The 25,923-nt window shown below is 41.8% G+C and carries 21 protein-coding genes; 11 read left to right on the top strand and 10 right to left on the bottom strand.

Annotation, left to right across the window (positions count from 1 at the left end):
* Positions 1–110: 110 nt before the first annotated feature.
* Positions 111–1,880 carry a pentapeptide repeat-containing protein gene (locus RMY00_RS20185; protein ID WP_322649241.1) on the bottom strand — a complete coding sequence of 590 codons (1,770 nt, stop codon included), beginning with the start codon at positions 1,878–1,880 and terminating at the stop codon, positions 111–113.
* Positions 1,881–2,416: 536 nt separating this feature from the next.
* Here RMY00_RS20185 and RMY00_RS20180 point away from each other — a divergent pair.
* The 3 genes from RMY00_RS20180 to RMY00_RS36215 are packed head-to-tail and all read left to right on the top strand — an operon-like array spanning position 2,417 to position 5,686.
* Complete coding sequence (locus RMY00_RS20180) at positions 2,417–5,425, top strand: zinc-dependent metalloprotease (RefSeq protein WP_322649240.1); 3,009 nt, start codon at positions 2,417–2,419, stop codon at positions 5,423–5,425.
* Entirely contained in the window at positions 5,403–5,564 is a 162-nt protein-coding gene (locus RMY00_RS20175) for an element excision factor XisI family protein (protein WP_322649239.1), read from the top strand. Before RMY00_RS20180 ends, RMY00_RS20175 begins: the two co-directional genes overlap by 23 nt.
* A 32-nt stretch (positions 5,565–5,596) precedes the next feature.
* On the top strand, positions 5,597–5,686 hold the full coding sequence (locus RMY00_RS36215; protein WP_416212084.1) for an element excision factor XisI family protein: 90 nt from the start codon (positions 5,597–5,599) through the stop codon (positions 5,684–5,686).
* 59 nt (positions 5,687–5,745) lie between these two features.
* Here the strand turns inward: RMY00_RS36215 and RMY00_RS20170 are convergent, their stop codons facing one another.
* Entirely contained in the window at positions 5,746–6,477 is a 732-nt protein-coding gene (locus RMY00_RS20170; protein WP_322649238.1) for a DUF1995 family protein, read from the bottom strand.
* Positions 6,478–6,863: 386 nt separating this feature from the next.
* Here RMY00_RS20170 and RMY00_RS20165 point away from each other — a divergent pair, with 386 nt between their 5' ends.
* The 3 genes from RMY00_RS20165 to RMY00_RS20155 all read left to right on the top strand — a co-directional run bounded on the left by RMY00_RS20165 (position 6,864) and on the right by RMY00_RS20155 (position 10,968).
* Positions 6,864–8,669, top strand: a complete 1,806-nt coding sequence (locus RMY00_RS20165) for an ABC transporter ATP-binding protein (RefSeq protein ID WP_322649300.1) — start codon at positions 6,864–6,866, stop codon at positions 8,667–8,669.
* 165 nt (positions 8,670–8,834) lie between these two features.
* A complete protein-coding gene (locus RMY00_RS20160) occupies positions 8,835–9,452 on the top strand; it encodes a Uma2 family endonuclease (RefSeq protein ID WP_322649237.1) in 618 nt (205 codons plus the stop codon).
* Positions 9,453–9,624: 172 nt separating this feature from the next.
* Entirely contained in the window at positions 9,625–10,968 is a 1,344-nt protein-coding gene (locus tag RMY00_RS20155) for a deoxyguanosinetriphosphate triphosphohydrolase (protein WP_322649236.1), read from the top strand.
* A 132-nt stretch (positions 10,969–11,100) separates the two neighbouring features.
* On the opposite strand, the gene RMY00_RS20150 is transcribed toward RMY00_RS20155, so the two are convergent.
* Together RMY00_RS20150 and RMY00_RS20145 are read right to left on the bottom strand one after the other, a co-directional pair.
* Entirely contained in the window at positions 11,101–11,622 is a 522-nt protein-coding gene (locus tag RMY00_RS20150; protein ID WP_322649235.1) for a GNAT family N-acetyltransferase, read from the bottom strand.
* Positions 11,612–11,896: a DUF1778 domain-containing protein gene (locus RMY00_RS20145; RefSeq protein ID WP_229496161.1), complete on the bottom strand. Its 285-nt coding sequence runs from the start codon at positions 11,894–11,896 to the stop codon at positions 11,612–11,614. Before RMY00_RS20145 ends, RMY00_RS20150 begins: the two co-directional genes overlap by 11 nt.
* Positions 11,897–12,106: 210 nt before the next feature.
* Here RMY00_RS20145 and RMY00_RS20140 point away from each other — a divergent pair, with 210 nt between their 5' ends.
* Positions 12,107–14,779, top strand: coding sequence for a U32 family peptidase (locus tag RMY00_RS20140; RefSeq protein ID WP_322649234.1), 2,673 nt, complete (start codon positions 12,107–12,109; stop codon positions 14,777–14,779).
* A gap of 80 nt (positions 14,780–14,859) precedes the next feature.
* Here the strand turns inward: RMY00_RS20140 and RMY00_RS20135 are convergent, their stop codons facing one another.
* A complete protein-coding gene (locus RMY00_RS20135) occupies positions 14,860–15,747 on the bottom strand; it encodes a LysR family transcriptional regulator (RefSeq protein WP_322649233.1) in 888 nt (295 codons plus the stop codon).
* 134 nt (positions 15,748–15,881) lie between these two features.
* Here RMY00_RS20135 and RMY00_RS20130 point away from each other — a divergent pair, with 134 nt between their 5' ends.
* Together RMY00_RS20130 and RMY00_RS20125 are read left to right on the top strand one after the other, a co-directional pair.
* Entirely contained in the window at positions 15,882–16,658 is a 777-nt protein-coding gene (locus RMY00_RS20130) for a methyltransferase domain-containing protein (RefSeq protein WP_322649232.1), read from the top strand.
* 106 nt (positions 16,659–16,764) lie between these two features.
* On the top strand, positions 16,765–17,316 hold the full coding sequence (locus tag RMY00_RS20125; RefSeq protein WP_322649231.1) for a hypothetical protein: 552 nt from the start codon (positions 16,765–16,767) through the stop codon (positions 17,314–17,316).
* 167 nt (positions 17,317–17,483) lie between these two features.
* Here the strand turns inward: RMY00_RS20125 and RMY00_RS20120 are convergent, their stop codons facing one another.
* Entirely contained in the window at positions 17,484–18,644 is a 1,161-nt protein-coding gene (locus RMY00_RS20120; protein WP_322649230.1) for an extracellular solute-binding protein, read from the bottom strand.
* Between the two features lie 355 nt (positions 18,645–18,999).
* Between RMY00_RS20120 and RMY00_RS20115 the strand changes: the two genes are divergently transcribed.
* The gene (locus RMY00_RS20115; RefSeq protein WP_322649229.1) at positions 19,000–19,371 is read left to right on the top strand and encodes a hypothetical protein; all 372 of its coding nucleotides are present in this window, start codon (positions 19,000–19,002) and stop codon (positions 19,369–19,371) included.
* A 534-nt stretch (positions 19,372–19,905) separates the two neighbouring features.
* Positions 19,906–22,020 (top strand): di-heme oxidoredictase family protein, encoded by a 2,115-nt coding sequence (locus RMY00_RS20110; protein ID WP_322649228.1) that lies wholly within the window; start codon positions 19,906–19,908, stop codon positions 22,018–22,020.
* Positions 22,021–22,243: 223 nt separating this feature from the next.
* Here RMY00_RS20110 and RMY00_RS20105 read toward each other — a convergent pair whose 3' ends face one another.
* The 4 genes from RMY00_RS20105 to RMY00_RS20090 form a co-directional block, all read right to left on the bottom strand.
* Positions 22,244–22,834: a PEP-CTERM sorting domain-containing protein gene (locus RMY00_RS20105; protein ID WP_322649227.1), complete on the bottom strand. Its 591-nt coding sequence runs from the start codon at positions 22,832–22,834 to the stop codon at positions 22,244–22,246.
* A 298-nt stretch (positions 22,835–23,132) separates the two neighbouring features.
* On the bottom strand, positions 23,133–24,320 hold the full coding sequence (cobT, locus tag RMY00_RS20100; RefSeq protein WP_322649226.1) for a nicotinate mononucleotide-dependent phosphoribosyltransferase CobT: 1,188 nt from the start codon (positions 24,318–24,320) through the stop codon (positions 23,133–23,135).
* 71 nt (positions 24,321–24,391) lie between these two features.
* Entirely contained in the window at positions 24,392–25,132 is a 741-nt protein-coding gene (locus tag RMY00_RS20095; protein ID WP_322649225.1) for a DUF2232 domain-containing protein, read from the bottom strand.
* Between the two features lie 13 nt (positions 25,133–25,145).
* Positions 25,146–25,850: a Crp/Fnr family transcriptional regulator gene (locus tag RMY00_RS20090; protein ID WP_322649224.1), complete on the bottom strand. Its 705-nt coding sequence runs from the start codon at positions 25,848–25,850 to the stop codon at positions 25,146–25,148.
* Positions 25,851–25,923: the final 73 nt, after the last annotated feature.

The raw sequence follows: 25,923 nt of genomic DNA, 5'->3' as shown, positions 1-25,923 counted from the left end.
TTTGATGTAGTATTGGTCATTACTCAAGCTGAGATGCCCATCTTTTCACATTAGAACTCGGAAGTTCGTTTTCAAGCTTGGGTTTTACTTTCTCCCTCATCTCTCTCATCTCAATTCAATCCCAGTTCTTCCTTCAACGCCTCCGGCACATTAACTGCTGTCTCTAATCCCCGCACACCTTCCCACTGCTGCTTTTTACCCCAGGTCATTTTTTCCATGTTGGCATCGCTGAGGTCAGCCCCACCGAGAATGGCATAACTTAGATTACTGTGGCTAAGATCCGCACCATTGAGGATAGCACCACTGAGGTTACTGCCACTGAGGTTAGCATTGTTAAGGTTGGCATAGCTGAAGTCTGTACCGAACAGGATAGCGTCGGTGAGGTCAGCACCACTGAGGTCGGCTTCGCTAAGAATCACCCCACTAAGATCGGCTTCGTTGAGGATTACCCGACTCAGGTCTACACCACTAAGGTCTGCTCCTAAGAACATTGCACCGTTGAGTCTAGCGTCGTTAAGCTTGGCACCGTTAAGTTTGGCATAGCTGAGGTCAGCAGCGATGAGGATAGCATCACTAAGGTTGGTACTGAAAAGAATTGTGTCGCTAAGGTTAGTACCGTTAAGGATGGCGTGACTCAAATCAGCACCACTGAGGTCGGCACGACAGAGGTCAGCATGGTTAAGGTTAGTACTGCGGAGGTTGGCTTCACTCAGATTTGCACCGAAAAGGATAGCGTTACTTAAGTCGGCATGGCTAAAGTTAGTGCTGCTGAGGTCGGCGCGGTTGAGGTCGGCGCGGTTGAGGTCGGCGCGGTTGAGGTTGGTGCTGCTAAGGTCGGCGCGGTTGAGGTCGGCGCGGCTCAGGTTGGCACAACTAAGGTTTGCACCACTCAGGTTAGTGCTGCTGAGGTCGGCACCAGTGAGGTTTGCACCGCTTAGGTTTGCACCACTCAGGTTGGCATCGCCGAGGTTAGCGCCGCTAAGATTGGCACCACTGAAGTTTACGCCAGTTAAGTTGGCATCGCCAAGATAAGCAAGGCTGAGGTCAGCGCCTCTAAAGTCTGCACCAGTTAGGTTGGCATCGCCTAGATAAGCACTTTTAAAGTTGCCGCCTCTGAGAAATTGCCCGACTATACTGCTAAAATTGCCGATTTCCAAGGCATCGCTATAGTTGATGATCCGTAGCAGCTGGGATGTGAAAAAATTGTCTGTGTCTGGTTGAGCAGATGCATAGAAAGTAATTTTTTGTTTGAGTTCATCTCGCTCTTGGGCGTAGCGGTGTAACTCTAACAGTAAAATTAGTACGTTTAGCCCTGCATAGATGTCAACCTGTCTCAGCCCGATCGCAATATTTTGCGCCGCTAACTTTAACATTGTTTTCTGAGGTAGGTTATCATCTGGTGTCTCATCGATGAATTTTCCCTGACACCAGCGATGATAAAAATCTTCTAGCCGCCAAAAAAGCAGTTCTGGGCGAATTTTTTGACCATTAACAGCCGATTCCATTAGTTGGTTGACTCTTTCTGGTTTTAAAGCTCCATTGCCCAGTAAATCATAAATCTCTTCATGCATCTGGCGATCGCACACTCTAAAGCAGAACCCAGAAGATAATGTGTCTAATGCCCCATCGCCGATTTTATAAGTCAAACCGCTCTTTGTTATTGCCCATTTTTCTAAGCTTTCTTGCAGTCTTTGAAACCATAAATCTTCCTGTAAATTATCTTGAGCAAATTTAACGTTTTTATAAGGTTCTTTAATACTTTTTCCTTGAGGTAAAACTGCTTCGGTTTTTACAGATGTAGTCTTTGGCATCTCTTCTAACCTTATATCCCTCACATAATTTCTCAGCAGTTGCCAAACTTGAGATAAATATGTTGACATTTCTGTGTCCGTTGTTACATTTAAATTACTGTTTTGATAATTCTGAATTAAAAATTTATCTATGCTAGTTTCCTTGCCATTGTCAAAAATTAATAGTATCAATAAATACTACACGAAAAATCTTATAGGTTGGCAATTTCTCTAATGGTTTACACCAACTTCGTGGTGTTCCTGGAAGGCGGCTTCTCAGTAACACGTAGTAATCTCAAGCCTCTTCTCCTGATGAAATAAAGTATCATCAGAAAAATTATTTCAAAAATCAAGTAATTTTCTACCTTTGGCTAATTTGCTATGCTTTTTTCCCACAATATTTACAAGTCTGATGTAAAAATAATACTTACTGTTTGTGAGAGTTGCAATTGTTAGGAAAAATTCTACTGTACAACAGCATGAACATTGCGTAAAAAGAGCAACTAAAATTGAAGTCTAACTTAACAGCTTAATCTAAAGCATCTAAGAGAATCGACAAAAAGCAGGCTACATAGCTTTGCAAAAGTTAAAAATTAACTACGAAATAACTATCGGGGATACAGGGGATGAAGAACAGCTTAACTTTTTATATTATTTTGTTACATAGTTTGTTTTTAGGAATAGCAACGGCTAGTGCTAAGTCACCGTCTGTTAAGATTGATACATTGTCAGGCAATCATAAAGCTGTGCGGGTTGTAGAAACCTTAGTTACAACCAGAAGTGGAGAGAAATCTAATAGTCACTTAACAATAGAGACTCCTTCAACTAAAACCTCAGCATTATCGCTAAATAACATCAATATTGCTCAGGAAAAGAGGCTACCGTCAGGGCAAGTTTGGGTAGTTAATCAAAATAAACATGCACAGCCTCAACCATTTATTTGGGTGGTGAAAGACCTTAAAAAAGCAGGACAGCAACCATTATTGCAAGTTGCAAAACCCGCAGAAAAGCCTAAACCTAGCAAAACCCCAACAGCAAAGGATGATTTAGAGCCATTTGATGAAGTCATCAAAGACACTCAAAAGTCAGGGGGATTGTTTACTTTATATCGTAATAAAGAAAAGAATAAAATTTATTTAGAAATTAAGCCAGAGCAACTCAATAAAAATTACCTAGCTACAGCAACCCTGGAATCAGGTATTGGCGAACGGGGTATTTACAGTGGTATGCCTCTACAAGATTTTTTGTTTTATTTCCAACGGGTAGATGATAAATTAAACTTTGTGATCCGCAATGTTAATTTTCGCACTCGTGAGGGAGATCCCCAAGTGCGATCGCTAACCCGGTCTTTTAGTGATTCTGTTCTCTACAGCATTTCCCTTAAAAGTATTCATCCACAACGCAAAACTCTTCTTATCGACTTGGGAGATTTGCTACTGACAGATTTAGGTGGATTATCTGCAAGTTTAGGAGTTCCAGCAACAACAGATCAATCTTATTTTGGTACTGCTAAAGCTTTTCCCCAAAACTTAGAAATTGAGTCAGTTTTAAATTTCTCCGGTAGCAGCGATCATGACAGTGAAGTAGCAAGCTTTGCATCGTTAGCTGACAACCGTGGTTATACCTTGCGCGTTCACTATAGTCTTTCGCAACTACCTGATAAAGATTATCGCCCGCGCCTTGCTGACGATCGCATCGGTTATTTCATCACCGCCTACCAAGATTTATCCAAAGACGATCGCGGCGATTCTTTTGTCCGCTACATCAATCGCTGGAATTTGGAAAAACAAGACCCGAAAGCAGCAATTTCTCCACCCAAAAAACCGATTGTCTTTTGGATTGATAACGCTGTTCCCTTAGAGTACCGCGATGCTATCAAAGAAGGCGTTTTAATGTGGAACAAAGCCTTTCTCAATGCTGGATTTAAGGATGCAATTGAAGTCCGCCAAATGCCAGATGATGCCACATGGGATCCAGCAGATATTCGCTACAACACCATTCGCTGGATCAACACAGTCGATGGTTATTTTGCATTAGGCCCATCTCGCGTTAACCCATTAACTGGGGAAATTCTGGATGCGGATATTCTCGTAGATGCCAGCTTTGTGCGGGAACTTAAGAGTGAGTATCACAAAATCGTCCAACCTAGCCAAACTGAAAATCGCACTACTTTATCAGCTTTGATGCAAAATCGTCTACTTTGTAGCAATGGTTTAGATGCGAAAGATAATGGTAAGCCCCAGCAGACGCAAACACAACAGGGGTTGTTAAATCGTTTATCGAAAATGGCAGGCGAGTACGATTTATGCTACGGGATGGAAGCTGCTAACCAGTTTGCCTATGGTTCACTGGCAATGTCACTGCTGCCAGATACCATGGCCACTCCAGACCATGTGAAAGAATATATCAATCAATATTTACGTTTGATTATCGCTCACGAAGTTGGACATACTCTTGGTTTACGTCATAACTTCCGTGGTAGTACAATGTTACCACCCGACGAGATGAATAATACGGAAATTACCAAAACTAAAGGTTTGACAACTTCGGTGATGGATTATATTCCGCCCAATATTGCCCCTCAAGGTACAAAACAGGGAGATTATTTTCCCAGTATGGTGGGGCCTTATGATGAATGGGCGATTAAGTATGGCTACATCCCAATTCAAACATCAACTCCCATAGCAGAAAAGCCAATTTTGTCAGAAATTGCTGCACAATCCTATAAGCCAGAGTTGAGTTATTCTACAGATGAAGATATGTATGACCTTGACCCAACAGTTGATGCTTGGGATAACAGTGGCAATGTCCTGCTTTATTCGCAGTGGCAATTGAATAATTCGCGGGTGATGTGGGAACGCCTTGATAAACGTTACCCTATGGCTGGTGATAGTTACAGCGATGTGAGCGAACGTTTTAGTACAGTATTGGGTAACTATTTTCAGCAGATATATTACACTACAAAATACATTGGCGGACAGTCTTTCTATCGCATCCACCCCAGCGAAATACCCTCTGGAGTAAGCCAACATCGATTACCATTTGAACCAGTACCAGTTGAAAAACAACGACAGGCTTTAGAAACACTGCAAAAGTATGTATTTGCAGAAGATGCCCTCAGCTTTTCACCAGAACTACTGAATAAATTAGCACCTTCCCGTTGGCGGCATTGGGGTAGTACTCCGCAAGTTGGTCGTTTGGATTTTCCAATTCATGACTTAGTGTTGTTCATGCAAGGTTCTGTGTTGCGAGATTTACTCTCAGGCGATCGCCTCTCTCGCCTCAAGGATATTGAACTGAAAACAAAGCCAGAAAATGCACTAACTTTGCCTGAACTATTTGACACTTTGCAATCAGATATCTGGACAGAAGTAATCAAACCAAAAGGTAAACCAATGAAGATTGCTAGTTTGCGGCGAGGCTTGCAACGGCAATACCTAGATATTTTGACGGGTATGGTATTGCGAAAAGAATATGTCCCAGAAGACGCCCGGACTTTGGCGTGGTATAAACTTAAACAACTAGATGAGAAACTCAAAGGAGTTAATTCAGATGATGAATATACCAAAGCGCACTTACTAGAAACGCGCGATCGCATTGAGAAAGTCTTAAATGCGCCGTTGCAAGCGAATTAAAAAAGTTGTAGAGACGCCATTAATCGCGTCTCTTTGGCAAGATCATTACCAATTAATATACATTGGCTGGCAAAATAGACAGAGGGTTTTTGGCCCTGTAATGCGTTTTGATATCAAAAACGGCAAGATTTGGATTTAGTGGAATGGTACAGAAGAGGATATCGGTAAGCAATTAGTGGCTATGGGAGTACCAAACACGATATTGTAGTTGGATTTCACCCACCTTACATCCAGCAGTATACGGATTATGCTGTAAGTTAATGACCACTCAAAATGAGGCAGCAGAAGAGAAACTTTTCTCCTGCTACCTCTGCATTATCCTAACTACTCAACGCTTTTAAAAACCGTTGCAAACTTTTAAACACATTAGGCTTTCTCGCAGGTGTCCCATCTGTTGTTTGCGGTTGTCCCTTTAAAAGGATAAGATCCAACTCATCACCCGATGGCCTTTTGGGTAATTCGGCAATTCTTTTATATTCGCCGTCGGTTTCTAGCCAAACTTCCCATTGTCCTGGGTAGGAGCGATACACGGCGGTTTCATCGTCTACAGGGCGAAGGTAATAGGCAGATTCAATAGTACTGAGAAAACGATCGCGGATTTTTCTTGCTGTATAACCAATACCTACAGTTCCAGCATCTTCTAAGCGGGGATTTAACAAGACTAAAGGGCGATCGCCTATGACTTCACATAACTTTTCCAACTGCGGTACTTCTACAGAAGTGGGCGCGATGAATAAGAAAATTTCATCCTCTGGCTGAATTTTTGTTTGCAAAGAAGCAGTCCTTCCCGTACCAATATCCAAAATTTGAAATGGTGCATCACCCCAATCGCGTCGGGCTAAAGCCGCAGCACCAGCGTCAGCAAAGAAAATCTTCAAACGGGAACCATATTCTGTAAACAGTGGCAGAAATTGTTCCGCTACCGGCATAAACTTGAGTTCTGGGAACAGGAACTCAACTTGTATGCGAGTACAACCATCTGCAAGCGCAGCTTGGACAGCTACACGAGATTGAGCGATCGCATCTTCAAGAGTATTGGGAAGTTCACTCATGGTTTATTATGTGGGTTTAGCATTACTCCCATTGTTCCAGTATTAGCTCTTATTGAGTAGGCAGACGATGACAATCAACTCTAGGATATATCCCTCAAGCACAACGTGCCCTCTCGAACCAACTCGATAAAGTTTTTTCTTTCTTTGTATGAAACCATCTTGGGGTTGAGGAGAAGGTAAGAAAAGTGATTTGTATCAATCCTTTGGTGAAATGGTATGACTATCCCAAATCAAGACCCCAACAAGTTTTTAGGTTTTAACTTTGGAGTTTTCAGCGAACATTCTTAGAAAAATGTAAAATTAATAAAGATTTAATAGAGTCAGGAAGATCCGCCCAAGCTAGGGTATCTCGCGGCAATAAAGATGAAGATTAAAAAAAAAGAAATATCCTGCCCCAATCGCTGACAGTTTTCCGGTACAGTGGACGGGCTGTAAGTTTAGTATGGACTACTAGCCGATCGCTTACTATTCTTCTGGCAAGTTTAACAATAGTTGCTGGTCTTTTACCGGCGGCGATATCATACATCAGTAAGTTAATTGTGGATGGAGTGGTAGTTGCATCTCAATCTAACTCACACAATGGTTTTGTCAATATTTATCCTTCCCTATCTTATGTAGGATTAGAAGCGATCGCTGTAATTTTACTAGCAGGTAGTCAACGGGGAATCACCATTTGTCAGTCATTATTGCGGGCGCTAATGGGTCAGCGAGTGAATGTACTCATCTTAGAAAAGGCGCTGACACTCGATCTTAGGCAGTTTGAAGACTCAGAATTTTATGACAAATTGACCAATGCGCGACGAGAAGCATCAGTTCGTCCCCTTTCTTTAGTAAACCGCACCTTTGGGTTAGTGCAAAATGCTCTTTCCCTTTTCACTTACGGTATTTTATTAGTAAATTTCTCAGGTTGGGCGGTAGTGGTGCTAATTTTGGCAGCTATGCCTGTATTTATTTCCGAAACAAAGTTTGCTGGAGAAGGCTTTCGCTTGTTTAGTTGGCGTGCGGCAGAAACTCGTCAACAGCACTACTTAGAAAATCTGCTAGCAAGAGAAGATTTTGTCACAGAAGTCAAACTTTACCAACTGGGAGAGATGTTGCTAGGGCGTTACCGCAACCTGTTCGATCAACTCTATGGCGAAGACCGCGATTTAACTCTCCGGCGAGGATTTTGGGGGTATCTCCTAAGTTTAGTCAGTACTGGTGCTTTTTACCTAGCTTATGCTTGGATTGTACTGGAAACAGTGCAAAGTAAGATTTCCTTGGGAGATATGACAATGTATCTCACTGTGTTTCGCCAAGGACAGTCTACTTTTTCCAATGCCCTCACTTCTATTGGAGGGATGTATGAAGACAACCTATATCTATCAAATCTCTATGATTTTCTGGAAGAAGAAGTACCAAAATCTTGGGGTAAGGCAACTATTGGTTTAAATCCTCAAGATGGTATCCGTTTTGAAAACGTATCATTTACTTATCCGGGAAGTTCTAAGCCAGCATTGAGAAACATTTCGCTGCATCTCAAACCCAGAGAGAAGCTAGCAATTGTAGGTGAAAACGGTTCCGGTAAAACTACCTTAATCAAACTACTTACCCGACTCTACACCCCTGACTCTGGGCGAATTTTCTTAGATGGCTTGGATTTGCAAGAATGGGATGTGGATGTGCTGCGGCGTCGGATTGGTGTGATTTTTCAGAACTTTGTCCGCTACCAGTTTACTGTGGGCGAGAATATTGGCATCGGTGATGTAGAACATCTCGAAAACAAAAACCGTTGGCAAACTGCTGCTGAAAAAGGCATGGCGCAATCTTTTATTGACCAATTACCCCAAAGCTTTCAGACTCAACTTGGTCGTTGGTTTAAGGGAGGACAGGAACTTTCTGGGGGACAGTGGCAGAAAATTGCTTTGTCTCGTGCTTTTATGCGATCGCAAGCAGATATCTTAGTGTTAGATGAACCAACATCAGCAATAGATGCCCAAGCTGAGTTTGAGATTTTCAATCATTTTCGCGCTATTACTAAAAATCAGATGGTACTTTTGATTTCCCATCGCTTCTCAACAGTACGAATGGCTGACAAAATTCTAGTAATAGAAAACGGCGAAGTTATAGAACAAGGAACTCACGAAGAATTGTTACAGCTAAGAGGACGTTATGCCAAGTTGTTTCTGTTACAAGCAGCCGGTTATCAATAGTATGTGAGCTATTTTGTGAAGTGAGATAGCGATGTCTAGGTTGGGCTACGCCTACGCTCACTTTGTACAAAGTACATAACATCTCTATCTAACCACGTTAAACTGTTCAGTAAATATGGGTCACTAGACGCTCCGTATCGTTAAACATTGCTACCTGATAAAACTATGCAAATAACAAAACAGCGATACTATACCCCAGAGGAATATTTAGAGTTAGAAGAAGCTGCTGACTACAAAAGTGAATATATTGATGGGCAAATAATTCCTATGGCGGGTGGAACAGTAAATCATAATCGGATAGCTGGTAATTTCTATGCTGTGTTAAACTTTGCCTTCAGACAAGAAGAATACGAAGTGTTTAACAGCGATATGCGTCTTTGGATACACCAAAAGCGTATCTACACGTATCCAGATGTGACAGTAATAATCGGTGAACCAGAATTTTTCAACAACCGTACAGATATTATTACAAATCCCCAAGTTATTGTTGAGGTTTTGTCTAAATCTACTAAAAACTATGATCGCGAAGATAAATTTCAGGCTTACCGAACTATTTCTACTTTCCAAGAATATCTATTAATTGATCAAACTCGGATTCATGTAGATCAATTTTCCAAAATTGGGAAAAAGCAATGGACGCTTCGTGAATATGATGAAGAAGATGAAGCGATCGCACTTGTAACCGTACCCTTTGAGATTTCACTACAGGATTTATATAACAAAGTTAAGTTTGAGCCTGTTGAGTCCGAAGGGGAAAGTGCTGATATTGAGGAATTGGGGTAAGTGCGATCGCTTGATTTGATTTGATTAGAGTAATGAGAAATGTGGTTATTACTTAAATTAATTTAATAATATATAATAAATTTTACTTTTGAATAAGTAGGGTTACAGTGTGGCATTGCCGATTGCTTCTAGCTAATAGGCATTGTATAACCTACTTTGACATAACACAGCAATGATGGATTGGAAGAAACTCCTGACACCAAAAAGACTTGGCAAAACTGAGGTAGAAAATCTTCAGTTTGATCGTACTCCCTTTCAGAGAGACTATGATCGCCTAGTGTTTTCCTCACCTTTTCGTCGTCTCAAAGATAAAACTCAGGTTTTTTCTTTGTCCACAAATGATTACATTCGTACTCGTCTCATTCATAGCCTTGAAGTGTCTTGCGTCGGTCGTTCCCTTGGCAGAATAGTGGGTGAGGCAATTGTAAAAAAATATGAGTTTAATCAGGATGGGTTACGTGCTTCAGACTTTGGTGATATCGTATCTGCTGCTTGTCTAGCTCATGATATTGGAAATCCACCCTTTGGTCATTCTGGAGAGGACGCTATTCGTACAGGATTTGAATCGTGGTACAACACTGTTAACCATGTAGGAGAAGAACTTCTCAGCAAGTCTCAAAAAGCTGACTTTGATTCATTTGAGGGTAATGCACAAGGCTTTCGTATTCTAACCAAGCTTGAAATGCCCCCTAGAAAAGGCGGAATGCAACTAACCTGCCCAACTTTAGCTGCTTTCACAAAGTACCCTAGAGAATCTTCTCTACCAAAATCTATTTTTAACGGTTACTCAGGTAAAAGTGTTAAAAAATATGGTTTCTTCCAGGGAGAAAAAGATTTATTTGCTGAAGTAGCAGAAACGGTTGGTCTAATTCGCCGTCATGATAATGCAGCATGGTGGTCTCGACATCCGCTTGCTTTTCTTGTTGAAGCAGCTGATGACATTTGTTACTCAATTGTTGATGTAGAAGATGGCCATCGTATGGGTTACATCCCATTTGACAAAACTAAGGAATTACTGAATGTAGTTGCAAATATTGCAAATAAAGATATTCAAGGACATGGTGAAAGCAATACAGAAATAGTTAAGCGATTGCGGGCTTTAGCTATCAATAAACTCATAAATGAGGCAAGTGATATTTTCCTAAAACATGAAGAAGATATACTTTTTGGAGAGTTTGATAAAGACTTGTTATCTCTAAGCACTTATGTAAACCACCTAGAAGAAATTGGAAAGGAAACTCGCGCGGCTGTTTTCCAACATTCTGATGTTGTTAGTATCCAGATTGCCGGGTATGAAGTTTTAGGGAAACTATTTGCTGAATTTGTTAATGCCGTCCTGCACAATAGCAAGAAAGGCAATTTGGTTTATCATATGCTTCCCAAAGAATATAACAATCCGAATTCAGACGAAGATACCTATAATAAAATTCTTAGAGTTACAGACTATATCTCCGGTATGACTGATTCTTACGCTACCAGTTTATTTCAACAATTTAGCGGTATTTCTTTGGGATAAAGTGACAGTGATCGCCCTCTCCCCACCATCCCCCACCAACTTCGATAAAATCACTATGGTGCTACTTAACCCTAAATTTGATGAAAAGCGATCACCCTCGTTTTTGTCCCTTTTGATATTTCCCTAATTAAATTAACCAAATTCTCTAACTATCGTTGCCATCGGCAGAAATAGTGAGAGTTCATTGTCTTGAAAAGGAATAAACTCATACTTAAGATAAAATTCCTTTGCTTGCAAATCGATAGCATCAACTCTCACGGCGTACATACCAATTTCTTGAGAAGCACGAACAGCACGATAGAGAGCATCAGCTAACAATTCACCTCCCAAACCTTGCCCTTTAATCGAGTTATCTACAGCTAATCTCCCAATTAGCATTGCTGGAATCGGATAAGCAGGCATTCCACGATGATAAGATTCCGGTAACGATTCATACTCAATAACGCTAGCACTGACAGTATAATAGCCATCAATCTTCAAGCTTCCTGATGCCGGAATTGCTACAAATGTTTTAGCAATTCCTTTTTTATGATTTTGGCGTGCATATTTCTTGAGATAATCATTCAAAATTGCATAACCGCAATCAAAAGAATCTCTTTGATGCTTTTTATCAATTGGTACAAAATTCCATCTTGCCTCGCTATCACTTGTCATACTTCTGTCTATATTTGTGAATAGCAGATTTAAGTTTTCCCTTCAGTTCTGGTGGATTTTCCATTACTGACATAAACAAATCTCTATCAAGATTAGACAGTACCAGCCTTTCATTTGCATCTATATCTTGCTTGGCGACTGGCAAAACATGAAAAAGTGTATAAGCACTCAAAGAAATTCCTTTGAGACTCGCAGCCCTTTCTAATAGTTCTTTTTGCTCTTGGGTAACTCGTAAATCGATGCGACAATCTTTTGCAGATGATGTTTCTGACATGGCTAATTTCCACCTTTAGCTGAGTCTCTATTTACAGCATAACTAATATTAGTGGACAATGTACACACAATGTTTGGAAACAGGATTATTTTTTCATCACCTCCAGATGAATTAAAACATTAGCGTGGAGATAGCGATCGCCCCTTCCCCACCATCCCCCAATAACTTCGATAAAATCACTATGGTGCTAGTTAACCTTCCCTAAATCTGATGAAAAGCGATCGTCTCTCTCCACCTTCTTCTCTTCAACGCCCTGAACTACTCGCGCCAGCAGGTAACTGGGAATGTGCTAAAGCTGCTGTAGAAAATGGGGCAGATGCAATTTACTTCGGTTTGGATCGCTTCAACGCCAGAATGCGGGCAGAAAATTTTACTGAGGCAGACTTACCCCAATTAATGACATTTCTGCACCGTCGTGGTGTAAAAGGTTATGTCACTGTCAATACATTAATATTTCCCAAAGAACTAGCAGAAGCACAGCAATATCTCCGCACAATTATTGCCGCAGGTGTGGATGCGGTGATTGTCCAGGATGTGGGTATATGCCGTCTCATCCGTCACCTGTCGCCCGATTTTCCGATCCACGCTTCCACCCAAATGACCATCACTAGTGCGGCTGGGGTGGAATTTGCCAAATCCCTCGGCTGTCAATTGGTGGTGTTGGCGCGTGAATGTTCTCTTCAGGAAATCAATAAAATTCAGCAGCAGATTGCCCTACAAGATACTTCGCTGCCCTTGGAAGTTTTTGTTCACGGTGCTTTGTGCGTGGCATATTCCGGTCAGTGTTTGACTAGCGAAGCTTTAGGCGGACGTTCTGCTAACCGAGGCGAATGTGCCCAAGCTTGTCGGATGCCCTACGATTTAATTGCTGATGGCGAAGTTGTGAATTTAAAAGAACGCAAATATTTACTTAGTCCTCAAGACTTAGCAGGGTTAGATGTTCTGCCAGATTTGGTCAAATCAGGAGTAACTTGTCTCAAGATTGAAGGTCGTTTGAAAGCCCCAGAGTATGTTGCCAATGTCACCCGTGTTTATCGGCAAGCTTTAGATCGGGTGATGGATGAGATCCCCTCTAAACCCCCTTCAAAAGGTGAGAACATAGCCCCCCTTCAAAAGGAGGGTTGGGGGGATCTTCCGCTTAATCAACAATGTGCAACAGATCAAGAACACTACAACCTAGAAATGGCATTTTCTCGCGGACTCTACACGGGTTGGTTTGGTGGGATTAATAATCAAGAACTAGTTCACGCCCGCTTTGGTAAAAAACGTGGGGTTTATTTGGGTGAAGTCAGCCGCATTCACAACGAACAGGTAACAGTCAAACTGGAAGCGCCTGTAAAACCTGGAGATGGAATTGTATTTGACTGCGGTCATCCAGAGGTGAAGGAAGAAGGTGGTCGGGTTTATGCTGTGGTGTCCAAAGGTAAAGAAACCATGCTGACATTTGGGCGAAATGACTTGAACCTGCGCCGAGTGCATATAGGCGATCGCATTTGGAAAACCAGCGATCCAGAACTCGATAAGCAACTACGGCAGAGTTTTGCAGGCGAGAATCCTCAATTTCAGCGTCCGATTGACTTGGAGATTTATGGAGAAGTGGGTCAGGCGTTGATTGCGATCGCCCGCGATCAATTTGGTAACATTGTCCAAGTAGAGTCTGCAATTTCCCTGGTGGAAGCGCACACCAAACCCTTAGATACAGAACGTTTACAAGAACAATTCGGTCGTCTCGGTAACACCCCTTTTCGTTTGGGAACCTTAACCAACCACCTCAGTGGTACTTTTATGCTACCAGTCAGTGAATTGAACCGGATGCGGCGGGAAATCGTAGCACAGTTAGAAGAATTGCGAAGTCAACCCAAACGTTGGCAATTACGTTCTGATATCTCTTTCCATGACCTACTACCCTCCTCATCTCCCTCATCTCTCTCCCTGCAAGAAGCTAAAGCTATATCTCCCTCACTCATCGTCTTAGTACGAAACCTAAAGCAACTCCAAGCTGCCCTGAAAGCTGGTATTGAAACACTGTACTGTGAATTTGAAGACCCCCGCGCCTACCGAGAAGCGGTGCAAATGGTACGCCAACAACAGCAAAAAAATAAAGCAGACAATTCTTCACCCCCAACTCCTTTTTGTACAGACGCGATTCATCGCGTCTCTCCTAACTCCCCACTCCCTACAATTTGGGTTGCACCTCCCCGAATTACCAAACCGGGGGAAAATTGGATTTTGCAACAAGTACGTGCCTGTGAAGCAGATGGCTATTTAATACGCAACTATGACCAATTGCAATTCTTTGGTCAAGACCGTTGTATTGGAGATTTCTCACTCAATGTTGCTAATCCTTTAACAGCAGACTACTTTCAGAAAAACTTTGGTTTAGAAAGGCTGACGGCATCCTACGACCTAAATATTAGCCAACTGCAAGACCTACTCACCAGTTGCCCACCCCAGTGGTTTGAAGTGACAATCCATCAACACATGCCGATGTTTCACATGGAATATTGTGTATTTTGTGCCTTTCTATCGACAGGTACAGACTACACTAACTGTGGACGACCTTGTGAAAAGCAGGAAGTGAAATTGCGCGATCGCGTTGGTAGCGAACATGTCCTCAAAGCCGATGTAGGTTGTCGTAATACTGTATTTAACGGCACTGCCCAAACCGGAGCCGAGTACGTGCAGCGCCTCATAGAACTGGGATTACGTCAGTTTCGCATTGAGTTTGTCAATGAGACACCAGAACAAGTGAGTAAAACAATACATTGCTACAGCCAACTACTGCAAGGCGAGATTACAGGTTCCCAACTCTGGCGCGAGTTGAAACTGCAAAATCAATTGGGCGTAACTCGTGGCCCTATGGGGGTGTCTGCATTGCGATAATAATTATTGCGAGGGAACTCCAAAAAATAAATTATCCAATTTCTGGACTTCACTACGACTTTCCCTCCCCCTGCCTCTATTCACCAATGCTGGGCAGCTTGTTTAACTATTTCCACAAGCCTCAACACGGTTGGGGATGTCTCATTGTTTCGCCAAATCATCGCAATGGCTACTTTTGGAGTAGGTTCTTGTACAGTTTTATAAACTACCCCAATCCGTTGCAAATTTTGCAAAGATGCTGGAACGATCGCCACACCCATCTCGGCTGCTACTAGGCTGACAATGGTTTGCATCTGGATAGCTTCTTGGGCAACCTTGGGACTAAACCCTGCTTGCTGACAAAGACTAATAATTAAGTCGTAAAGTCCTGGTGCTAATATTCTGGGAAATAAAATAAACGGTTCATTGGCAAGGGATGTCAAACATACATTAGATTTACTCGCTAGCCAATGTGCTTCAGGTAGTGCCACCATCAGCGACTCTTGAAAAATTGTTTCGCAGCTAAATCTATTTTCTTCAACAGGTGGACGCAATAATCCTACATCCATTCTACCTTCTCGTAACCACTCTAACTGCTGATCTGTAGTCAGTTCATGCAACTCGATGCTCACACCAGGAACGCAACTACGAAAGGTTCGCAGAATAGTTGGCAAAATATTATACGCCGCAGAGCTAACAAAGCCGACCACCAACTGTCCAATTTCGCCCCTGCTGGTTTTCCGTCCGACTTCGATTGCCTGTTGTAATTGCCTCATAATTAGCTGAACCTCATCCAGAAACACTTGCCCCGCTTCTGTTAGCTGCACATTTCGTTTCGTGCGGTGAAAGAGTTCAAAACCCAATTCCCCTTCTAGCTGGCGAATTTGTTGACTTAGGGGAGGCTGGGCAATGTGTAATCGTTCCGCCGCCCGTCCAAAGTGCAATTCTTCGGCCAAAGTGATAAAGTAGCGCAAGTGTCGTAATTCCATCTGTTACCTAAACTCATATCTTTAAAATATTAGTTAAGGTGAAAATATATATTGGACATAATTAAAAATCTTTTTTATTGTGATGATCAGGCGGTCATCAATCGACAAATCAACACACTGTAATTTCACTACTTATGAATAATCTTTCAATACCTAAAAATTCTTGGGATGCTGCTCTTTACCAAGATAAACACGCCTTTGTCTGGCAGTATGGTGAGGACTTACTAAAATTCCTTAACCCCCAGCCAAGAGAATCCATTTTGGATTTAGGTTGTGGGACTGGACAACTTACAGAAAAAATTGCCCAAGCTGGTGCTGAAGTTATGGGAGTTGATTTTGCACCTGCGATGATCGAAAAGGCAAGACAAAACTATCCCCATATCCGTTTTGATGTTGCTGATGCTAGGAATTTTCAAATAGATAAGCCATTGGATGCTGTGTTTTCCAACGCTGTACTACATTGGGTGAAAGAAGCAGATAGTGCGATCGCTTCCATACATCAATCTTTAAAACCTGGAGGCCGTTTTGTGGCAGAATTTGGTGGTAAGGGAAATGTGCAAGCGATCGCCACAGCTTTAGAAAGCGCCTTAGAAGCAATTAATATCCCCACACAAGCCCTAAATCCGTGGTATTTCCCTAGTATTGGTGAATACGCCACCTTACTAGAACAGCAAGGCTTTGATGTCATTCATGCCATGCTTTTTGCTCGTCCAACTCCTTTAGCAGAAGGAGAAGCAGGTATGGCAAACTGGATTGGGATGTTCGCTTGCACTTTTTTAGCAGGACTTTCTAGTGAGCAACAAATACAAGTAATTCGCGTCGTTGAAGAATATCTTAAGCCAACACTGTATCAGCAAGGAACTTGGATAGCAGACTATCGAAGAATTCGCATCGTTGCCATTAAACTTTAATTAAAATTTGCGAATTTTTACTATTCCCTTAATTACGTTAGCGACTCAGACGCTCCTACGTCGCTAATGCTCCACTATCGAGCGTCATTACGAATTAGTATCAGCTATGCATATACTCAAATTGTGCGTTCGCCCTTGGCGTTGGCGCAGCCATCGCCAAACATCGTTTTTATTATTACTAACCATTAGCCTTACCACTTTACTAGTCCCGCCCTCGCTAGCGCAAACCCCCCCAATCCCATCACCTTCTAATGCCCCTTTGGAACTAGACTTATTAACCAAGCCAAAAGACTATGTAATCACAGCTAACACCATAAATCTAGAACGATTAACCGTTCCTAGTTTATGGTGGGCACAACAAAACTCTGAAAGGAAGCTATTAGATAATTGGATAGCATATCCACCTTCTGGAAAAGAACCTGCAAGAGTAGACTTGATCGTGAATCAGCAAATTTGGAGCTTACTAGACTATGTAGAACGTTACGACTTCGTAAATCGCTTGGGTAGCACTGCACGGAACTTTGGTTACAACGTCAGGGTATTTAATTATCAAAAAGAACCCTTGGCAACTTATACTTGCAACTTTAGTACAAGTCCAGCTTTATGCAGTATCCAAACAACTGTTAAGAACAAGATAGGATTAGAGCGTTCTTTGTAAAAAGAAGGGAGTAGGGAGTGGGGAGTGGAGATGACAGAGCAGGGGGGAGCAGAGGGGACAAGGGGACAAGGTGACAAAAGTTTAGAACTTCCAACAAGTCTTTCCCCTTGTCCCCAATTCTCCTTGTCCCCAAATCCTCTTTCCCATGCCCAAGTCCCAATTCCCAATTAAACCTTTATTTTGGCGAATAAAGACTCGTATTGTTTTATTGCTGAGGGGGGTAGGGGAAGCAAAAATTCGCTTTTATCAAAAACTTGGCGATCGCTTTGTAAAATACTCCGTAATGCTTCTTGGATATCGGAAGCGACCAGATTTGTAGAAATTGGGGAATTACTTTTGGTCAACACCGAAATTTGTTTAGCTGTGCTTGGCTGCCAACAAAAGTCAATCCATTGATCTGATAAAGTACTCTTAGTAGTAATACCTGCCGGACGTACCCACAAGTCTGCCCAGATTGCTGTTCCTGACTGGGGAATAACTGCACCAAGTTGCGGATAACGTCCTAAAATTGGCAGTACATCGCTTGACCAACCAACCGCTAGCCAAGTATCTCCCATAATTAGAGGTTCTAAGTAGTTATTAGAACTGTAGAACTTTACCTGTTGGTTTAATGTCTGTAATTCCTTTTCCAAGCCTGGTAATTGGTCAAGATTCTCTGTATTATAAGATTTTCCTAGCTTCTTTAAGACCAAACCAATAACTTCTCGTGGTTGATTGAGTAGAGAAATGTGCTGCTGCAATCCATCTCGCCACAAATCACTCCAATCTTTCGGCGTCCATCCCAATTTCTGCAACTTGTCACGGTTATAAATAATCACTGTGCTACCCCACCGATAAGGCGCACCCCACACCTTCCCTTGAGTATCCAAGTTACCTTGGTCGTTGCGCGTTACCAGTTGTTTCCACCTTTCATCTAAAGTAGACCACTGCTTTAATTGGTTTCCCTGTACCTCTTGAATTGGTTGAATCAGCTTCTGCTCAATAGCTGCTTTTAGCCAGTAATCTCCCAATGTCACTAGGTCTGCATCAGCTGTTTTTTGACCTTGCCTAAAGGGTATAAACCGTCTCCATCCCTGCTCATCAGTGGTTTTTGGTTTCTGCTGCCAATTTTGTAATTGCTGAAATAAACCTTGTATCTGCTCAACTGGAGCAAACTTTAACTGCACCTGTTGCTGCAAACCTTTGTGGAACTGATTAACTACCTGACCAGGTATAGAACCTTTTAATAACTGTACTTTTAGTTGCGTCTGCTTGTTTCCACCGCAGCCAAAAAGCAATTGTGAAAGTGCCAGTGTGCTTGTACCTAGCAAAAACGACCGTCGATCCATTGATTTGGGATTTGAGATTTTTGATTATACCTAATATTAAGCAAAGATTCGCCAGAGGCTGACTAACTGAAAAACTGTAGTTAGAAAATTAACGGTATTTTTCTTTGCAATACTGATAAATTTGGCTATTTAAATCAAAATAGCGATTTTTTGGGCAAATAGCTACTTAAAAATAAATTTATCTTCATAATTTTCCTCATTAATACTTATAGTTAAATTTTACTCATATTTGTAAGTAATGATTTAAATGTTACATTTGCACCAAAAATTATCAATACTTAAATAATCCATAAGTATTGTTAACGTTGAGAGTAAATTGAATAACATAAAGAAAATATACGGATGAGGGTATTAAATGGAGCCATTACAGAAGCAAATCCTGACTTTAAGCGAAAAACTGGATGCGCTCTGCCAAGTGATTGAAAAGCTTGATGGTAAAGTCGCTCAAGCTTTCTCAGAGTGTTCTTTAGCGAATACACAAGCAAACCATAATTATCAGGAAAATAGCGCGGCTGGAAGCTACCAGTTCAAAGGACGTAACAATTTAAATCCAGAAATGGAACACAAGGATGTCTTGACAGATGGTATTTATCTAGACATGCATCGTCAAGGTGGAGATAACATAACACCAGAAATTCAAATACAACGACTTACAGCACAATTAACAGCAGCATACAATCGCATTGCTGCCTTGGAAGAACAATTACTTAGAGAGAGAATTCATTAAATTTAATCTCAGTTCTACTAATTAAAAAAATGGCTAGAGAGAAGGAAGTAAAGCCTTTAAATTTAACTAAATTCTGGGGTTTAGTTGCATAGTAACTAACAAGCGGAAAGTTTTGTGGCTCTTTCTCTCTTAGCTTGACTTTATCCAAAAATTAAGAACTCGGTTTTTTTTATCCAGCAAAAAACCTGATTTTTTGGCAAATACTTTTTCCACTTTACAGATTATCGGTAAAATCTAAAAAATAAACCTACCGTCCCATAAAGATTTCAGAGTCAGTTTGAGCATCGTTAAAGCTAGGCTAGTAAAGCGACATTTTCTGGCACTCTGAACTTTACGCTAAATCCTCTTACAAAACTTAATTAAGAATTACGAATTACGAATTATTTTAATGTTAAACGATGGCTTTGTAAGCATATATTAAGTATTAGAAAGTAATCCAGTAATTAAATTGATAAAAAACTTAAACACACTCTTGCATATATATACGTAAGAGTATGATATATCTACGTTATAGCTTTTAGTGAGTACCTCACTATGAAACATAAAAAAAACAACCCTAAGACTGGTGTCTTTAGGATGTTATATGGTGCAAAAACCAAAATTTTCTTATTAATCTGCGTTTTTATCATTAGTGTTTTTGGCATTTTGTTATCAAATTCGTTGATGACAGGCCAGACAGCTTTTGCAAAAATTGACCTTTTACAACCTGCTCCTACTCAACCACTAGGCTATTACGACTATTTTGGCAAACTGCTGAGTCCTCAAGAAGCATCACAACTAGTTGCAAATAAGGGACTCAATCCCAATAACCCCATTTCCTATCAACGGGTGGGGGCAGTTAAAATTACTAAGGAATTAATCGCCCAAGGTGAAGATATATTTTTCAACCGTAAGATTGGTGACACATTTGGTTTGCAAGGGGTATTTGGTTTTGGACTTGGCATTGCTAAAATTTTGCCAGAATTACAGACAGCAATAGTTAAGTTGCAAGGTCAACCGACAACGAACTTACAAATTATTCTTGAGAAGGATATAGCGTTAGGCAGTCGAACTTTTCCAAAAGGAAGTGTCATTAATACAGGCTTAAAAATGGAAAGGGGAGGGTCTTTTCCTATTGGGCTGGGAATCACAGTTAATAGAACAACAAATACATCTCAGATTGACCTTCGTTGTGCTGGTTGCCACATCTCCCTTTCAAAGAAAGGCGAACGTCTTTTAGGAGTACCTAATGGCGAAATTGCCACACCTCTGTTGATTGCTTTAGCACCAAATACAGCTGGAGGATTTGCACGGTTAAACCTTAACCCTTTAGACCCACAATACAAAGGCAATGGCAAGACAATTATTGACAGTAAAGGTAATAAAGTAGAATTACCTGATCCTGAAAAGTTTGAAAAAGCCTTTGATGATGCTGTGTTAGATATACCTTTCGGTAATTTCGAGAGTTCACCGGATGGTATTAGAAACACTACTCAAATCCCTAGTGTTTTCACCTTTAAGGATCATCCTTATGGGGCTGATGGACAGTTTGCTGTTGGCCCGTTTGCAGGATTGAGTACTATCAACAACGGTGTTCACTCTTCGGAAATCAATCTGTTGGCAGCTGCTCAACTAAGTGCAGATACTCTTGGTATTGACCCAGAGGTTTATATTGGTACATTTCTGCAAAACGCTGTCACTCCCAGATTACGTTTACCAGAAGGAGTGATAGTAAAACCCTCTGAATGGCTGCGGAAAATCGCACCGAATCCTATACAAGCAGAATTAGAAGACCAAGTTCCTGTTCCTGGTACAGGAACTTACCCAAACCTACGTCCCAGTTTATTTACTTACAACGGTTTGGTTTTCAGCCCAAATACTAAAAAGCCCGGTGATATTGCTAGTGGCACTTTTTTATTTGCTAGCAACGCTATGTCTGCTTTCCAAAATAGCTTAGTACCACCTGCTAACCAGACTTCAGAAAACTGGCAAGCGTTGAACAGCAATTCTGTTAAGCGTGGCGCAAAAGTTTTTGAGAAAGCTAATTGTGCAACTTGCCATATTCCACCATTCTTCACAGACAATAAAATTCATCCAATTGATGAAATACGTACTAACCCCGCTCGTGCCCAATCTCGTTTGGGGCTGAGTAATTTGTTAGTACCACCCAAGCTATATACTTTCAACACTCCAGTTCCCATACCTGCTAAGGCTGAAGTGCTGGATGTACCAACGCAGGGTATTTCCGATAGTCCTACAACTCTACCCAAAGGTATATTGCCAAAAGGCGGTTATAAAACTACTAGCTTACGTGGTCTTTATTTAAGCGCACCATATTTGCATGATGGTGGTGTAGCAGTAAGGGCAGGAAGCGTGAAAGTTGACTCAAATGGAATCACGTTTGTTGACAAGACTGGCTTAGGGCTTTCTGGCACTCTTAGCCAAGGTATACCTGCCGATCCAGCTAGCAGCTTGCGTGCCTTGGTTGATCGCGATCTTCGTGCCTTAGTTGTGAAAGCTAACAAAGCTAACCCTAGTTTAGTACGTAGTAATCTTGATGGCACTGGTCATTATTTCTACGTAGATAGACAGTCTGGGTTTGATTTCAACCAGCAAACAGACCTGATTAATTTCTTGTTAGCACTTGATGACAATCCTGGAAGCTTTTAATTTTAGTTAAAGCTAATATTCTATGTTAATACCAAGTCGTCTAGTGATATATCATGAACGCGACTTGGTATTACTGTAAAAGTAGGATAACAAGCACATTTTTTTAATGCAATCTAGATTGCAGATGCACTATGAATCTAACAGATAGATGTTGTGCGTTGTGGTGAAAATCCTTGTAGAGACGTAATATTTTACGTCTCTACATCCAAGTCCATACCCCGATTCAGTAACGCCAGATATTTTTATAGGGCTTCTTCTGGGAAGCTAATGCTTGCTTTCGCTTCATCCACCAGCCAAAACCAAGAGCAAGAAATGAACCACTTACTGTGTAGGGTTCGGGAACAGAACGTGGCACAACAGTAAAGCTGCCATAATCTACATCGCTTGAAAGCTCTGAATAACCTTCATTGAAACTACTATAGAATACGTTAACGTTTCCATTACCGTCTTCCCCACTTCCAGAAACCAAGTAAGAAAAACCGTTTTGGGTTAACAAGGACGTATTTGCATTTAAAAGATTATCATTGATTCCGTATGTACCTGGTGAGAGCAACCCGATGATTGTCTCAGTAATTCCTTGGGCTTTCCTTGTTCCAGTTATCCCTGTAATTGTGTAATTGTTTTTTATAGGATCTAAATCAGTGGTGGTAAGAGTACCGCTAGCGGAAATCCCTGTACCATCTGCTTCATAACTGGGAAAAGAGTATTGAAAATCAAATAGCTGTACAGCTTGTGCCGTAGAAAATGTACTGACACCAGTAATACCTATAACAGCACTAGCAGTAGCAATACCAAGCTTTTTTACTAATTTCATTAGATAATTCTCCTGAAAAACAAGATGGTAAACAAAGTTGCATAGTTCAAATTGCTAGAAAGACGCTCTTACGCACGGACACACAGATCAGGAGCTTCTGGCTTCCTAAGATCAAAAGTTCGGAAAACACCCAGATGCAATTTGAATAACGATTAGATTATTAACTGTTGATTTGGCTAAGTAAAGCTTTGCGTAAAACTGTAGTGCTTTTAAACGTAGAGAGAGGTATGAGCAAAGGAAACCTCCGCCTATAACTTTGGTGGGGCGCAGAGTCTTGCCGAATTTAATTTGCTATGAATTAATAAAATGCTGTACTTAACCGTTCAAGTTGGGCTTCAATGGCTGCCAAAAGCTGGTGTTGCTGCCAATTTTGGCTAAGATGGGCGGCTATGCAAGCGGCTCCAGCGCCCATACCTTCTTTTACAAAGCCCTGCTCATAAGCTCTGAGTTGGGGATAACGAGAATCAGCAAAGCTTAAATGAGTTGCTAATAGGGGAGGGATTCTTCCACTTTGAATTAAGCTGGCTTTTTCTAAGCTGAGGGCTAAATCAACTGTAGCGCCAGTAGGATCTTCTGCTACCCAGCGAGTTGTGCCTACAACTACTTCTTCTGGTTGCCATGATAAGGCGTAAGATTGAGCGATCGCACTTGTCAGCGCATAAACTGCCAGCATTTGCGTCCCACCAGCAAGCATTACACCACAACTTCGACTAGCAGCGATCGCCATTCCAGCTACCACCACTTGCATCGGATCACCCACAGCAGCGACGAGTTGCAAGGGGTTAACTGCGGAAGATGAGGAGGACAAAGTAAAATTTTCTCCCCCTGCTTCCTGCTCCCTACTACCCCTCATCTTCTCCAGGCCAGCTTGCACTAGCGCCCACTTTTGCGCGTGGTTACAAATAGGGTGGCTACTGTTAACTTTTCCGGCAGCATCTACACCCAAACCAGTTAAGATTGCCAGGGCGGTTGTAGTGCCTCCAACGACGCACTCACCGAGAATCACATACTTATGTTGGTTATTGGCAGCAAGGCGTTCTCCCCAAAGTAGCCCTTGTTTAAACAAGTGGTGTACAGTTGTGATTTCCATAGCAGCACCACTACTTAAACACCGAGCAGCTGTGCCGCCTAAATCAATTACTGGCACAGCCGGGGGCTGAGGTAAACCAGCATTAAACAAATGAACTGGTATCTTTAGCGACTCAAAGACAGCGCGAGAAATCAGCACAGGTGAAGCCCCGGCTGCTAGTGGTGGTAGGGGATATTTGGCTTTATGTTCTGGGCCATAGTACAAAAACTCAGCATCGGCACAAGCAGTATATTTCCGATCCTCTGGAGTGTGACCAGCTGCTGAAATTCCTGGAATTAAACCAGTTTCAGTAAATCCTAAAACACAGGCAAATACGGGTAGACAGCCACGATACCGTCGTAGCCATTCTTCACCCTGTTCTTTCTGCGTATAAATACGAGTTTGGAAATTGGGCATTGGATATTAGTTAGAACTTATCATTCAACTAAATGACAAATGACAAATGACAAATGACAAATGACTAATAACTATCCTTCATAATCCATGAGGACTTGCACCCAGCGTGGTGGAGGGGGAATAGGGTTGCCCAGGCGGTCAAAAAGAAACCATGCTGCTAGGTGTACCACAAAAAGGTAGATAAAGTTGTTGAGTACAATTAAAGCGATCGCTCCCACTTGAATTAAAAACACACTGGGACTCGTCAACAAACTTAAGTTAAAAAATACCCACTCTATGAACTCAGTCACCTGGGTAATTACATAAATCCATAGGTCTTCACCTGACAAAACAGACAGCAACCACAGCCGAAAAAAGACCCCCAAAGTACCCAATAGTGTACCCAAGCTGATAGAAACAATCCAGGGAACACGACGACGACACCATGTAGCTCCCAAAAGCACGCCCATAAACCCGTAGGGCATGACAAACAGCAAACTGCGGGCTGGCCCCATCAATACCGTCAGCAGTAACCCGGAGGTGAGTGCTGCCATCCATGCCGCACGCCTACCCCAACGCAGATAAACTAGAGCGATCGGTACCGGAAAAAATATCCGCAAAACTGGGCCTAAGGGAAAGTAGAAATTAATAAACCAAATTAAGCTAGCAGCACTTGCTAAAAACGCTGTTTCCACCATCCTTAAGGGGGCATCAGCCTTGAGTTGAGGAGGTATTAACTGCTGTTCTTTGTCTAACCAATGATTATGGAGAGTTTGAGACTCAGAGGATGGATCTTCCTCTGGCTCATCTGGCAAAGAATCTAAAATACTCATATCTGACAAGTTTTTAAACGATCATTCTTTCTAAAGCTGACAAATCGGGAATACAAATGGTGTCTTGATCCCGTTTAATCAAGCCTTTTTTTTCTAGCCTTGTCAACACTCTTGTCACAGTTTCCCGCGCCAGTCCGCTCAAACTACTCAATTCTCGATGAGGTAAATTGGGGATTTCGGTTCCTGTTTGCCCTTTTATTCCCTGTCCTTCTGCCAAAAATACCAACGTATCTGCCACCCGTGACTGGCTATCAGATTCCCGCAACCGCAATCGGCGATTTACTTGCCGCAAACGTCGTGCCATTAGTTGCGCCAATCGAACTCCCGCTAAGGGTTCTATCTGAAGTAACTTGACAAAATCCTGAGCAGGCATACTACCAATTACCGTTGGGGCCAAGGTAATCACATCTGTAGATCGAGGCACTTCATCTAGCGCCGCCATTTCACCGAACAATTCCCCTTTACCAAGAATATTCAGCGTTACTTCTTTTCCCTCCAGATTGTAGGTGCGAATTTTTACCCATCCGTCCAAAATAAAATACACAGAACCGCCCCAGTCATTTTCTAGCAGAATTACCTGATTGGCTGGGTGAGTACGGGTAACAAGATGGATGAGGGCTGATTCTACAGCAGTTTCTGGCAACCCTTGAAAAAAGGGAGCCGACGACATGATCATCCAGGAATTAGCCTGTGCTTGCAAGCTATATCGGTCTTCCATTACGACATCTTTATTCAAGCGGCTATATACACACAACAAACAAGAGCGCCATTTTCAGCCTAAGCTATCATTG

This window comes from Nostoc sp. ChiVER01 (assembly GCF_034531155.1).
Taxonomy (GTDB): Bacteria; Cyanobacteriota; Cyanobacteriia; order Cyanobacteriales; family Nostocaceae; genus Nostoc.
Note: the sequence above shows the minus strand (reverse complement) of the source record. Positions and strands in the feature narration are given on the sequence as shown.